At 46.4% G+C, this 12874-nt stretch carries 12 protein-coding genes; 8 read left to right on the forward strand and 4 right to left on the reverse strand.

All coding sequences use genetic code 11. From position 1 onward, the window contains the following. Positions 1–529 precede the first annotated feature (529 nt). Positions 530–1714, forward strand: coding sequence for a transcriptional regulator (locus tag IEW26_RS27625; protein WP_188594730.1), 1185 nt, complete (start codon positions 530–532; stop codon positions 1712–1714). Positions 1715–2073: 359 nt separating this feature from the next. On the opposite strand, the gene IEW26_RS27630 is transcribed toward IEW26_RS27625, so the two are convergent. Beyond that, the gene (locus IEW26_RS27630) at positions 2074–2922 is read right to left on the reverse strand and encodes an aldo/keto reductase (protein ID WP_188594731.1); all 849 of its coding nucleotides are present in this window, start codon (positions 2920–2922) and stop codon (positions 2074–2076) included. A 223-nt stretch (positions 2923–3145) separates the two neighbouring features. Then, positions 3146–4351 (reverse strand): MFS transporter, encoded by a 1206-nt coding sequence (locus tag IEW26_RS27635; protein WP_188594732.1) that lies wholly within the window; start codon positions 4349–4351, stop codon positions 3146–3148. 169 nt (positions 4352–4520) lie between these two features. On the opposite strand from IEW26_RS27635, the gene IEW26_RS27640 reads away from it, so the two are divergent. The 3 genes from IEW26_RS27640 to IEW26_RS27650 all read left to right on the forward strand — a co-directional run bounded on the left by IEW26_RS27640 (position 4521) and on the right by IEW26_RS27650 (position 6191). Continuing rightward, the gene (locus IEW26_RS27640) at positions 4521–4919 is read left to right on the forward strand and encodes a winged helix-turn-helix transcriptional regulator (RefSeq protein ID WP_188594733.1); all 399 of its coding nucleotides are present in this window, start codon (positions 4521–4523) and stop codon (positions 4917–4919) included. Next, positions 4916–5593, forward strand: a complete 678-nt coding sequence (locus tag IEW26_RS27645) for a TIGR00266 family protein (protein WP_188594734.1) — start codon at positions 4916–4918, stop codon at positions 5591–5593. The genes IEW26_RS27640 and IEW26_RS27645 overlap by 4 nt, the downstream gene beginning before the upstream one ends. Before the next feature lie 136 nt (positions 5594–5729). Next, complete coding sequence (locus IEW26_RS27650; RefSeq protein WP_111271249.1) at positions 5730–6191, forward strand: MarR family winged helix-turn-helix transcriptional regulator; 462 nt, start codon at positions 5730–5732, stop codon at positions 6189–6191. A 165-nt stretch (positions 6192–6356) separates the two neighbouring features. Here the strand turns inward: IEW26_RS27650 and IEW26_RS27655 are convergent, their stop codons facing one another. Then, entirely contained in the window at positions 6357–7331 is a 975-nt protein-coding gene (locus IEW26_RS27655; RefSeq protein ID WP_188594735.1) for an aldo/keto reductase, read from the reverse strand. Between the two features lie 113 nt (positions 7332–7444). On the opposite strand from IEW26_RS27655, the gene IEW26_RS27660 reads away from it, so the two are divergent. Further along, positions 7445–8506: an LCP family protein gene (locus tag IEW26_RS27660; RefSeq protein WP_308423576.1), complete on the forward strand. Its 1062-nt coding sequence runs from the start codon at positions 7445–7447 to the stop codon at positions 8504–8506. A 187-nt stretch (positions 8507–8693) separates the two neighbouring features. Here IEW26_RS27660 and IEW26_RS27665 read toward each other — a convergent pair whose 3' ends face one another. Then, positions 8694–9284, reverse strand: a complete 591-nt coding sequence (locus IEW26_RS27665) for a P-loop nucleotide/nucleoside kinase family protein (protein ID WP_188594736.1) — start codon at positions 9282–9284, stop codon at positions 8694–8696. Between the two features lie 291 nt (positions 9285–9575). On the opposite strand from IEW26_RS27665, the gene IEW26_RS27670 reads away from it, so the two are divergent. The 3 genes from IEW26_RS27670 to IEW26_RS27680 all read left to right on the forward strand — a co-directional run bounded on the left by IEW26_RS27670 (position 9576) and on the right by IEW26_RS27680 (position 12672). After that, the gene (locus IEW26_RS27670; RefSeq protein WP_111271245.1) at positions 9576–10373 is read left to right on the forward strand and encodes an IclR family transcriptional regulator; all 798 of its coding nucleotides are present in this window, start codon (positions 9576–9578) and stop codon (positions 10371–10373) included. Between the two features lie 57 nt (positions 10374–10430). Next, entirely contained in the window at positions 10431–11075 is a 645-nt protein-coding gene (locus IEW26_RS27675) for a bifunctional 2-keto-4-hydroxyglutarate aldolase/2-keto-3-deoxy-6-phosphogluconate aldolase (protein ID WP_111271244.1), read from the forward strand. Between the two features lie 280 nt (positions 11076–11355). After that, the gene (locus IEW26_RS27680; protein WP_188594737.1) at positions 11356–12672 is read left to right on the forward strand and encodes an MFS transporter; all 1317 of its coding nucleotides are present in this window, start codon (positions 11356–11358) and stop codon (positions 12670–12672) included. Positions 12673–12874: the final 202 nt, after the last annotated feature.

The following is a 12874-nucleotide window of genomic DNA, read 5'->3' on the forward strand; positions in this document are numbered from 1 at the left end:
GAAATTGATGTGAGAAACAGCGTTTATGTGGTGTTTACAGCGAAATAAGGTCTCTGGAGATCGTTAGAATTCTAGACAGCCTAATATGCCCCAAATAAGCTCATCTGGAAACGTTAGAGTTAGAGGGGGGAATCTCAAACCCATCCAACAAGCGTACCTCACACCAAACCTGCTCAAAGACATAAGGTAATGATGCGTTAAGTTGAGAATGAGCAAGCTGGGGGCGAATGTTAAGAGATGGATTGAATGAAGCCAGATCGTTTCCAATCTCTCTTTTTGAATATCACGTGTTAGAGGATACTAGCTGTTGACCATGAATTGATTCTTAACTAGTATCATTATATATGGGTTTCCATCCTATTATTTGTATATTTGTGGGGTGAGCATGATGGATCGGACAAACTCAATTCGAGAGAAATTGATAAAACATATACAGGACAATCAAATTAAACATTCTCACTTTGCTATGGCGTCAGGCATAAACTCGGGAACGCTCAGCCGAATATTACAAGGGAATAGGCCCATATCCATGAATCAACTCGCAGCAATTACCTCTGGAATGGGGCTACCCGAAGATTACTTTTATAATGATTACGTTGAGGAATGTTTCTCATTTTCAATTTCCATCAGACGTATACGACCGTTTATATTTCGCTGTGCTGATTTTGAACGTCTAGATTGCATTCGGCAGGTCACGATCCTTTTATTGGAGGATCTTTCTTATGTTTCTGTGTTATTTGATATCGCTGAAGAATTGTTTGCAAATAATAAACACTTGGCAGCGGCTATTCTATATAGAGGTGTATGTGAAGCAGAGAAGTATCAACATTCTGAACGACTTGCGATATGTCAGTATCGTTTGTTTGTCATTGATCTGGGAGAAGATATAGAAGAAAATGTGCGTGCGGCAACTCAGTTTGAAACCTATGTTAATCGACTTGATGAAACTTATCAGCTTGAAGCGTTGAAGTTGCTCATGAATGTTTTTGGAACGGCCCATAAATGGGAGAAAGTGAATACATTAGCCGTAGAAATGCAACGAATTGCAACGATACAATATGAATGGTGCGGCTGTTCTGTTCGTCCGGCAGAAGTCGAAAAGGGGACAGAAAGACCGCTTTATTACTATATTTTATATGCCTATTTGGCTCAATCTACAGCAAGTGAGAAGTGTGGTGATTACAAAAGAGCACTTGAACTTGTGAGTTTGTACGATGGCGGGGAAAGCTGGATTCGAGAGAAAGATGAGCAAGCTCAACATATTATAAGGCAATTCTCAGAGTGGGCTGTTGCAAACAGGTATCTGTATCGGCTGATGTCAGGAGAAGTTCATATTATTCATGAATATGCTAATTATATAGCAACCCGCAAAGCTGAGATATTCACTGCTCTGTGGCATATGATCCAAGCCGCAAATCTATATCATTTCAATATTGATGCGATCTTGGAACGTTTTGCGGAGTATGTACCTTATCAATCGGAAAAAGCTGAGTTTGGTGAGTATAAACCGGCGATAATAAAAGAGAGATATGTTCAGTTTCTAGGAGATCTGGCGGTGTATCGCTTCAACGAAAGTAAGGACATCCATTCTGCCACAGAGCTTATGTTAGAAGGCTTGAATCAATCGATAGCCATGGGGAGCAGCAAAATTATGACCTCCTGTCTGACTATGTTTGAAAAAATCAGAGATCATATAGAGCTGTTGAAAAAGTAAATTTGTCGTGTTGTATGGTTCTATGCTTCATAGGACCGCTTTTTTGTATTTCTAGCACCGAATTTATTTTTGTGCCTTTAAAAGATTGTTCTGTATTCTGGCATCAAATTTTAAAATGTTACAGAGGGGCTGAATTTGATGAAAAGAAGCACGCTTCTGCAGTTGGAAATTAAACAAGCCAGGATTCGCCTGCATGAAATTGCGAAGAAATATGACAGATGGAACAAAAAACAAAGCCGATTGAAGAACAATCGACTTTGTGTGACAGTTTAGCCATGACTGTATCACTGTATGAATGTATCACTATATGGGTGTAACAGCGTATCCCTATATAGATTGAACCTTGTGTACATTACAATTTAAAAATCAAAGTTATCCGGGTCCGGACCTACACGTACATTGTCGTTCAGGGAGCTGATGCGCTGCATCTCTTCCGCGGATAGCTCAAAGTCGAAGATGTCGGCATTCTCGATAATCCGATGCGCTTTGGTTGACTTTGGAATGGTCACTACGCCATTCTGCAGATCCCAGCGCAGAATAATCTGGGCAACCGATTTGCCTTTGGATGAAGCGATCTCTGTCAGTACCGGGTTGTCCAGCAATTCCCCCTGCATTAATGGTGACCAGGCTTCAAGCTGGATCCCGTGCTGCTCACAGAATGCTTTTAACTCTTCCTGCGTTAGACGCGGGTGATACTCAACCTGGTTTACCATCGGTTTAACCTGTGCATCCTGCATCAAATCCTGCAGATGGTGAATCTGGAAGTTGCTCACGCCGATGGCCCGAATTCGGCCGGAAGCGTACAACTCCTCCATCGCTTTCCAAGCCCCTTTGTACTTGCCGGCTTTGGGCCAATGAATCAAATACAGATCCAGCACTTCCAGTCCGAGTTTGTTCATCGTTGTATCAAACGCAGCAAGGGTTTCTTCATATCCAAGATCTGCATTCCATACCTTGGAGGTGATGAACAGGTCTTCGCGTTTCAGTCCATTCTCCTGAAGTGCTTCGGCAATAGCCTGTCCTACACCGGCTTCGTTCCCGTATATGGCGGCAGTATCGATGCTGCGGTACCCGTGCTTAATGGCTTGTTTTACCGCATCGATCAGTTCTTGTCCCTCTTCGACCTTGAAGACACCCAGACCAAACCAAGGCATATGAATCCCGTTATGCAATGTCGTTGTAGATTGTAGATGTTGTGCTGTGTTCATGATATATCCTCCTTGTATTCTGTGAATGTTCCCATTTAAAGTGAATTTGCCAAAATTTCATGATACAAAATCAAACTATAGTAGATCAAATAGCATTCAACGTATATAGTAACGTATATAGTCGAAATTAACATATGAAACCGGTTCCTGTTATGAAGGCTATCTCGACAACCACGAGATAGGTGCTTTTGCAGATGTATCTGAGACCTTGATGCGTTTGAACTCAGCCGGCCTGCAGCGAATTCGTTGTTGTGACTTTTCCTTCGAGAAATCTGGCCCATAGGGTCAGGATTGCCGCAACGAGCACCATTAATGCACCCACCCAGGTGGTATGGATCAAACCAATGGAGTCATTTACCACACCGCCAAGATAGGCGCCGATGGCGATACCTGCATTAAATGCCGCAATATTAAAAGCAGAGGCGACATCCTTGGCCTGTGGTGCATAGCGTTCCGCAAGTGTGACTACAACCATTTGCAGACCTGGCACATTCATAAAGGCAAGCAGCCCCATGCCGAAAATAGTCAGTAATGCCGCAGTTTTAATGGGTGCCGTGAAGTATAACACCCCCAGTATGACGGTCTGTACAATGAACATGTACAGAAGTGACCTTAATGGATGGCGGTTGGCAGCCCTGCCGCCAATGATATTGCCGATGGCAATAGCAATGCCGTACAGCAGCAGAATGAAAGCTACTGTTTTGTCCGAATAACCGCTGATATCATGCAATAGCGGAGACAGATACGTGAACACCACGAAGGTGCCTCCGTAGCCTACAGCAGTAATAATAAAGGCAAGCAACAGCTGTCCGCTCGTCACCAGCTTCACCTGATCGCGAAGGGCTGTACGGGTCCCGCGCTTTAAGGTAGAGGGTACGAGCAGCAGATTGGCTGCAAGTGCAAGAATACCGACAACTGCAATCAGAATGAAGGCAGTGCGCCAGCCAAAGTGCTGTCCTATAAATGTACCCAAAGGAACGCCGGTTACCGTCGCGATGGTCAGTCCCGAGAACATGATCGCAATAGCACTTGCTCTGCGGTCAGCAGGGACCAGGTCTGCTGCTATGGTGGAACCAATGGACATGAACACACCATGAGCCAGAGCGGATATGACCCGTGCGATGAGCAGCATCGTAATCCCGGTTGATAGTGAAGCGATTGTGTTACCTGCGATAAAGACCAGCATAATGATCATTAGCAACGATTTTCGGGATATGGCAGATGTCAGTGACGTTAGTACCGGAGCACCAAACATGACACCTAGAGCGTATATGGTCACGGTCAGACCCGCTGAAGTTACGGTAATGTGAAGATCGTCTGCAATTAGCGGCAGCAGTCCCACACTGATGAACTCGGTTGTACCAATGGCAAAAGCACTGATCGCCAGAGCCAGCAGCGCCCATGTGCTTCGTTTTGTTTCATGATGCATGTCTTGCTCAACTCCTTGCATGTAGATTTGCTTATCGGCAAATGCTATTATGAATTATTCGGTGCGGAAAGAATAGTACGTACTTTTTAGTACCCTACGTACTTTTTAGTGCCTGTACACTAGCCGGATTAGACGCCGATAGAGGTATTGAACAAGGAGGAAAACGCTGATGGAGCGTAAAAAATATAATATTTCGGTAGAAGCAACGCTGGAGGTGATTGGCGGCAAATGGAAGTGTGTTATTCTCTGTCACCTGACACATGGAAAGAAACGTACCAGCGATCTGAAACGAATAATGCCTGCAATTACCCAGAAGATGCTCACTCAGCAGCTTAGAGAGCTGGAGGATGATGGCATTGTCAACCGAATTGTATACAATCAGGTCCCGCCCAAAGTAGAGTATGAGCTGAGTGAATACGGATGGAGTTTGGAGCCGATTCTGAACGCTCTTTGTAATTGGGGGGATCAGCATATCATCAAGGAGTATGGAGACAAAGCAGCAGTTCTGGAGGATAACGGGCTCAATGATTTTAATACTGACAACGACAAGGAGCTGGTCAAACCATGAGGTATGAAATTTTATATGATGGCGCATTTGCTATGCTCAAGGTGGAGTTGCAGCACGGGGAACGTTTCAAGGCTGAGAGCGGAGCTATGGTGTCCATGACACCGACGGTTGATCTGAAGGGTTCCGCGGAGGGCGGCATGTTTGCCGGATTCGGACGTATGCTGAGCGGAGAGAAGTTTTTCTTCCAAGAGCTAACAGCAGCGGGAGGCTCTGCCGAGATATTGCTTTCCCCTTCTGCAATGGGCGATGTGCAGGCTATTGAACTGGAGGGTTCCTATTCTCTTTATGTACAGAAGGATGGATTTCTGGCAGGAACCGAGGGGATACAGGTGAACACCAAAATGCAAAATCTGAAGAAGGGTCTTTTTTCCGGAGAAGGCTTCTTTATCGTTGAAATCAGTGGACGGGGCACGGTCTTCCTGTCCTCTTATGGTGCGATCCATCCCATACATCTGGCCGCTGGCGAAGAGGTTATTGTGGACAATGCACATCTGGTAGCCTGGCCTCAATACATGGATTATCGCATTGAAAAAGCATCCCAAGGCTGGTTGTCCAGCGTAACCAGTGGGGAAGGCTTGGTCTGCCGCTTCCGCGGAGAGGGCACGGTTCTCATCCAGAGTCGAAATCCACAAGGATTTGGTCAATGGGTGAAACAGTTTATTCCTACACGATAAATAAGGTTATTATTTCAAAATATAACATGGTAAAGATGCAACGGATGTATGTTCCGAAGCGTTATTACTAACAGACTTGTTATACGATGGAGATACATCTCAGCTTCACAAGATCGTACATCACGGAGGTATAAGAATGAAAAGCTCACGATACACCAATCCGCAAGATAGTCCAGGATACCTGTTATGGCAGGTGACTACGATGTGGCAAAAGGAAGTGCGGCGGGTGCTGGAACCGCTTGAGCTGACACAGCCGCAATTTATTTTACTGCATTCCTGTTTATGGCTTAATGAGCGTGACTTTGAAGGCAAGGGAGTTACCCAGGTTCAGATTGCTCAGTTCGCCAATGTGGATGTTAACGTGACTTCCCAGGTTCTTCGCACCCTTGAAAAGCGGGGATATATTAAACGTGCTCGTCATCAGACGGATACACGGGCAAATATTATTACAACCACCCCTGAAGGCACAAGACTGGCCATCGAAGGCATGAATCTTGTTGAAGAATCAGACAAAAATTTCTTTGAGCTTCTGGCTGAGCGCAAAGATGGCTACATGGAAATTATGCAGGAATTTATTCGACACAAAACGGATCAATAATACTTATCTTTAGATAGTCACTAAGCTGCTGCAATTGAATGAAAGTAACAGCGTGTTCTCATGCATTAAATTTTTTTATAGCTTTGGCGAAAAATGACGAAAAAAAGAATAAACCTTCCTGTTTACGGAATCCGTAAGGCAGGAAGGTTTATTTGGTATGACCATCTATTCCAGCCGATAAGCTGCAAACGGCTCGCCGTGGCGGAAGTCCTCACTAAGCTGGTCCAGTTCGGACAGCAGCTCATGCGGCAGCTTTAACTCCAGGCTGGCCAGATTGTGCCCAAGCTGCTTGGTCTGTGTCGCACCAACAATAACCGTGGATACTGCGGGGCGTGTCAGCAACCAGGCCAGAGACAGCACGCTTGGAGAGCAGCCGTATGCTTCTGCTCTGGCACTCACCTGTTCACTAAGCTTGATGTTGTGCTCTAACAGGAAACGGTTAAAGGACGGATCGGTCTCTGCCCTGGAGCCAGCCGGCACGCTGGCTTGTCCATTATATTTGCCCGTGAGAATACCTCCAGCCAGCGGGAAATACGGGATAATGCCTACTCCCTGATCCAGACACATGGGAACGAGTTCATTCTCGGGTGTGCGATCGGCAAGGGAGTAGCTGGTCTGTGTGGAGATATAGCGTGCATAACCGCGCATGTCACTGATGCCGAGCGCTTTCATCAGCTCCCAGGCGGCATAGTTGGAGGCGCCGATATAGCGCACTTTGCCGGACGTGATCATGTCGTCCAGTGTGCGCAGGGTTTCATCCAGCGGGGTATGCGGGTCAAAGGTATGGATCTGGTACAGATCAACATAATCCGTTTGCAGACGCCGCAGGCTATGTTCCAGCTCTTGCTGGAGATGGTAGCGCGAGGAGCCGCGACCATGAGGACCATCATGCCGGGGCAAGCCGGCTTTGGTTGCAAGCACCGCGTTTTCACGACGACCGGCAAGGGCCTCTCCGATAATTCGTTCTGATTCTGTGCCAGCATAGATGTTGGCGGTGTCGATAAAGTTGATGCCTTGATCCATCGCTGCATGAATAATGCGGGTGGAGGTGGCCTGATCGGCCCTTTTGCCAAATGCATTCGTGCCCAGTCCCAGTGCGGAGACCCGCAGACCGCTGTTGCCTAAACGTCGATACTCCATCGTTCATCGCTCCTTCTATGTCTGATATTGTATAGCCGATTATAACGTAATCTATTGAAAAGGTGTTATTAATATAGTTAAATGAATGAAGAAACCGCTATTATAAAGGAGATATGATGGAGAACAGTGTTGCACATTTAACTCGCCGGAAGCCAAAGAAACCGAAGAAGAAATGGAAGAAACCTCTGATCATCACTTTCAGCATACTGATTGTGCTGGGGGGACTTGGGTTTATCTATCAAAAGGAACTTGTCAGGCTGGGTTTTAATATGTTCGCCGCAGGTACGGTAAAGGAAGCGCTGGACAAATCCTATAAAGGCGTTGGTGATCGAGAGGCTCCTGTTGTACAGCATACCGAACCTTTTTCACTACTGCTGCTAGGTATTGATCAACGAGATAACGAGCCAAGCCGTTCGGATACAATCATCTATTCGGTCGTGCGTCCAGAGGATAATAAAGTGCTGCTGCTGTCCATTCCGCGTGACTCCTACACCGAAATCGTGGGTCGTGATGTGAAGTCCAAGATCAATTCGGCTTATGCTCATGGCGAAGCGAAGATGGCGATGGATACGGTAGAGAAGCTGCTGGAGAACAAGGTGGACTTCTATGCGGCCATTAACTTCCACGGCTTGAAGGATATCGTCGATGCGGTCGGGGGCGTTGAGCTGCCGATCAAGAAAAACATCGAGAACAAAAATAAAGCACATGAGAAGCTGTTCGTTGAAGCCAACAAACCGATCTATAACGGCGAAGAGGCGCTGGGGTATGTACGCTATCGGGAGGATTCCGATTTTAACCGGACAATGCGTCACCGGATATTTCTGAGTGCATTCATGAATCGTGCGCTGGAGGTCAAAAATCTGACCAAAATTCCAGACGTCATCCAGATTGCCGGATCGAATTTCACAACCAATATGACATCGGATTTTATTGTCAATTTTGCCGAGTCTCTATATATGAAGGATAGTGCACCAACCATCAGTAATTACATGCTGAAAGGCGACGGGAAGATGCGCAGCGGTACCTGGTACTACGATCTGTCTGAAGACGATCTAAAATATGTACGCGGTATGATTGCCAGCTGGCTGGACCCGAATACAACACAGCTCATCGAGCCTGAATCAACAGATGAAAGCGGCAAAGTAGATACAAGTGATACAGCAAATAAAAGCTAGATTCACAGCAATGGGGAACAGTGGGGCTGTGCAGTCTTTGCTGAAAATATGATTATAGAACACCAAAGTACACAGCAGGGCAATTGCTCTCTGTGTACTTTTTTGCTGTTGTATAGGTAAGTTATAGGTATGGATATAGGTATTCATACCGGTGTCAGATCCATATTTTCCTGTCCAGGTTATGATCCTAAGAACCAAGAGAAGTTACAGCTAAGGGCAGCTGAGAAGTCAGCTGTTCCAAATCCAGCTCCTCTGAACTGTTATCTACAGAGATCAGCTGTATATTTTCCCACGTACAGACGTTAGCCTTTATTCCTTGCACAAAAGCATCCCAGTGCTCCAGCTTCCATCTGTCCCTCTCCAACCCTCGATTTCGCAAGCGCTGTTCAAGCACATCCATATTTACATCGACCCGGAGCACAACAGGAATGACCTGTTCCCACCCGTACTTGGAAACCAACCCGTCAATGTAATCGCTTTTATGAAAATAACCAACAAAAGGCGCGTCCAGAATAACCGATCTGCCCAGTTGCAGATTGTCGTTGGCCACGTTTAGTAACGTTTCGTACTCCAGATCCATCACGATATCGCGATAATAGGTGTTGCCGTCACGATCATGAGGGGAATACCCTTGCGTCTCCAGCAGTTTGCCCGTAAACGTGTTACACAAAACATCTTTATCCAAGTAACAAAAGTGATGCTCGGTAGCCAGCTTCTTGCCAATGGTTGATTTACCCGAGCCAGCGGAGCCGATGAGAAAAATCAGTACAGGTTTCATGCGCACTTCCCCCTACAGAATTTCAGGATCATATCGATCAAGAATGAATTTTACTTTTAAGTTTATGGTTCGTATATACGAACTAGATTCGCGTTGGTGAACATTTGCTTTTAGACTATACTGTTTCTCTCGGAAAAACAATCCCTTTCGGGGAAAAAGAATTCAGAAAAAAATTTTGAGAAAGCGGTTGATCTTTTCTGAACGGCTGATCTATAATGAGGGCATCGTTCGGTGATGTGAAATAAGTTCACATATGCGAACTTCGACGTCGAAGAATTTGAAGGAGATAACATGGACAATATTCGCATGAATAAATCTGCGGAGCGTGTAGCAGATTTACTCGTTTTATTTGCCAAGAGTGGTGCTCCGTTAACACTGAATGAAATATGCAAACAGATGAACATGCCCAAGAGCAGCGGGTTTGAACTCGTGCAGACCTTGCTGCACAAAGGGTTTATTGAAATGGACGATGTACGTCTCAAGACATATCGCTTGGGTATTGCGGTGTTTGAGACAGGCATGGCTTATTTGTCTAATATGGGCGTTCCTCATATGGCCCGGCCTTTGCTTCAGGAATTGAATCGTCAGACAGGCAGCACGGCCTTTCTTGGCATTGAGGATAAGGGACGGATCGTATATCTGGACAAAGCGGAGAGTTATTCAGTGATGCGGCCAACAGCCAAGCTGGGCTCCCGGCGGTATATGCATACTACCGGGCTTGGCAAGGCGTTGCTTGCAGCTCTTCCGACCAGCAAGGTGCTGGAGATTTTGGGAGAAGGCGAGATTCCTTCGCGTACATCCTATTCTAAAGTGACGGTTCCCGATATTTTGCAGGACATGCAGGAGATTCGTGAGCGCGGTTATTCTATTGATGACCGTGAGGATCATCTGGAGATGTACTGTATCGGGTCTGCTGTCTATGATCAGTGGGACGAGCCTGTGGCTGCAATCAGTGTAGCTAGCATGTATTCCGGCATGACCCCGGAACGTGAGGCCAGCATTGTAAAGCTGGTTAAAGAAGCCGCATGGAAGCTTTCAGGTCAGCTGGGCTACAGCGGTGATCGCTTGTATCCGCAAAGACAAGAGTAGGCTTATGGAAGTGCAGATTAATAGAAACAAGACATATGAGTTAAGGGGGATACAGATATGTGGCGTAAGCTGGAGAACATGAAGACCATTGCCGAAACCGGCATTGTACTGATTATTCGATCAGAAAGTGAAGAAGAGGCACTATCCGTTGCAGAAGCAGCAATTGCAGGAGGAATCCGGGCACTTGAAATTACGATGAGTGTACCGGGAGCACTCGATGTTATCAAGGTTTTATCACGTAAATATGCTTCCCAAGGTATTCTGATCGGTGCAGGTACAATTCTCGATGGGGAAACGGCGCGAGCGGCTATACTGGCTGGAGCAGAAATGCTGGTAAGTCCTCAACTCAACCCCGATATGATCAAGGTGGCTAACCGTTACCAGGCAGTAACAGTCAGTGGGGCGTTCACTGCCAAGGAGATCGTAGAGACGCTTGAAGCGGGAGCGGATATCGTGAAGCTGTTCCCGGCGGAAGCTGTAGGGCCACAGTATGTGAAAGCGATGTCTGCGCCTCTGCCTCAAGCTGCGATCGCGCCTACGGGTGGGGTCACGCCGCAAAATGTGCATGAGTGGCTTGCTGCTGGCTGTGTTGGCGTTGGTGTCGGCAGTTATATCACCAAAGCTGCCAAGGAATCCGGTGATTACGGACGAGTAACAAAGGCTGCTGAAGAGTTTTTGCAGGCTGTAGCTGCTGCGCGCTAATTTGGCTCAAGCAGATCAGATACCCGTGCACGTGTAAACGAAGCTCACAGCGATCAGGGTGCTGCACTAAGCTGATCGTTGTGAGCAGGCAGGGGGAGTTTGTTGGGACAGCTGTAGAGCAATAAAGCGATTTTACCCAGTTATGAAAACGTATACTTCAGTAAAACCTTCCCCTTACTGGGGAACAGAAGGGCTTATTCAAACCTATAATTTCCATATTTATTCATTATATATAATTTGAGTAATTTAATATTTATATATGTTGAGGAGTGTGACTTCCATGGCAACGTTAAAACCATCGCCATCCCCTGCTTCGGTACCTCAAGCACCAAAAGTAGGTTTGAGATGGGGCATCATTTTATTATTACTCCTGGGTGCCGTTGTAAACTATTTGGACAGATCCAATCTAAGCATTGCAAATACAACGATAGCAGCAGAATTTGGGCTGTCTTCCACGCAGATGGGCTTGCTGTTATCCGCCTTTTTATGGCCTTATGCATTGGCTAATCTGCCAGCTGGCTGGCTCGTGGACAAGTTCGGACCTAAAAAAATGTTTACCTGGGCGTCTGGACTGTGGTCTATAGCTACCATATTGAGTGCATTTACCAATACGTACTCTCTGTTATACGCGATGCGTATGCTGCTGGGTGTATCTGAATCACCTTTCTTTACCTCTGGTCTGAAGGTAACCGAGCGCTGGTTTGCCAAAAGTGAGCGGGGACTGCCAACCTCGATTATTAACACGGGTTCACAGATTGCGAATGCGATCGCACCGCCGCTATTGACGGTTCTAATGTTAACGATGACGTGGAGAGGTATGTTTATTTTTGTCGGTGTCATTGGTCTGATTATTATGCTGATCTGGCTCAAGGTGTATCGTGATCCGACATTTGCCGAAAAGCAGCTGATCAAAGGGCCGGAGGCTGCAGCTGAACAGAGCAAAGGTACGGAAAAAGCAAAAACCGCTGATGCTCCCAAAGCAAACTGGGGTTCTTTGTTCAAACACAAAAGCACCTGGTTTATGATCATCGGAAACTTCGGTATTATGTTTACGATCTGGGTATACCTGACATGGCTGCCAAGCTATTTGGAGAAGGAGCAGGGCTTTACGCTGAAGGAGACGGGCTGGATTGCATCGATTCCATTCGTAGCCGGAATTATCGGCGTGCTGCTGGGCGGATTAATCTCGGACTTTTTCATTCGAAAAGGGGTAAATGCAGTGACCTCACGCAAGGTTCCGATCGTTGGTGGAGCCATTCTGGCCGCAGCGTCAGTAGCACCTATCCCGTTCATCGACAGTACGGTCGTGAGCATCGTTTTATTGTCTGTAGGGTACTTTGCTTCTCAGCTGCCATCAGGTGTAATATGGACACTGGCTGCAGATATTGCTCCGGGTGAACAAGTAGCCTCCTTGGGTGCGATACAGAACTTTGGCGGATTCCTGGGCGCTGCGCTTGCTCCCGTTGTAACCGGATACATCCTGGACACGACAGGCAGCTTTAATAATGTATTTTTACTTGGCGCAGGCTTGCTGCTTCTGGGTGCACTGTCCTACGGTGTATTTCTAAAAAAACCAATCCCTAAAGCAACTCACTAAGAAGGCTATAAGGAAAATTACTTTCTACTACCTTCTATAGTAGAGAAAGGTTGTTCGGTCATCGTAGTGGGTTGTGTACAATCTGTAGATCAACCTATACAGCTTCAATAAACAAGCATCAGCATCTTCCGGCATCTGTGATATCACGGACCTGGAGTGCTGGTGCTTTTGTATGTAGCAGGCCCAGAAGTGGACCGGATGG

This window comes from Paenibacillus silvae (assembly GCF_014639235.1).
Lineage (GTDB): Bacteria > Bacillota > Bacilli > Paenibacillales > Paenibacillaceae > Paenibacillus > Paenibacillus silvae.

Excerpts from the sequence above, each read along its gene's own strand:
- IEW26_RS27625 (WP_188594730.1), top strand. The coding sequence starts at position 530 with ATGAATCAACTCGCAGCAATTACCTCTGGAATGGGGCTACCCGAAGAT.
- IEW26_RS27630 (WP_188594731.1), bottom strand. The coding sequence starts at position 2,922 with ATGAACACAGCACAACATCTACAATCTACAACGACATTGCATAACGGG.
- IEW26_RS27635 (WP_188594732.1), bottom strand. The coding sequence starts at position 4,351 with ATGCATCATGAAACAAAACGAAGCACATGGGCGCTGCTGGCTCTGGCG.
- IEW26_RS27640 (WP_188594733.1), top strand. The coding sequence starts at position 4,521 with ATGGAGCGTAAAAAATATAATATTTCGGTAGAAGCAACGCTGGAGGTG.
- IEW26_RS27645 (WP_188594734.1), top strand. The coding sequence starts at position 4,916 with ATGAGGTATGAAATTTTATATGATGGCGCATTTGCTATGCTCAAGGTG.
- IEW26_RS27650 (WP_111271249.1), top strand. The coding sequence starts at position 5,730 with ATGAAAAGCTCACGATACACCAATCCGCAAGATAGTCCAGGATACCTG.
- IEW26_RS27655 (WP_188594735.1), bottom strand. The coding sequence starts at position 7,331 with ATGGAGTATCGACGTTTAGGCAACAGCGGTCTGCGGGTCTCCGCACTG.
- IEW26_RS27660 (WP_308423576.1), top strand. The coding sequence starts at position 7,445 with ATGATGGAGAACAGTGTTGCACATTTAACTCGCCGGAAGCCAAAGAAA.
- IEW26_RS27665 (WP_188594736.1), bottom strand. The coding sequence starts at position 9,284 with ATGAAACCTGTACTGATTTTTCTCATCGGCTCCGCTGGCTCGGGTAAA.
- IEW26_RS27670 (WP_111271245.1), top strand. The coding sequence starts at position 9,576 with ATGGACAATATTCGCATGAATAAATCTGCGGAGCGTGTAGCAGATTTA.
- IEW26_RS27675 (WP_111271244.1), top strand. The coding sequence starts at position 10,431 with ATGTGGCGTAAGCTGGAGAACATGAAGACCATTGCCGAAACCGGCATT.
- IEW26_RS27680 (WP_188594737.1), top strand. The coding sequence starts at position 11,356 with ATGGCAACGTTAAAACCATCGCCATCCCCTGCTTCGGTACCTCAAGCA.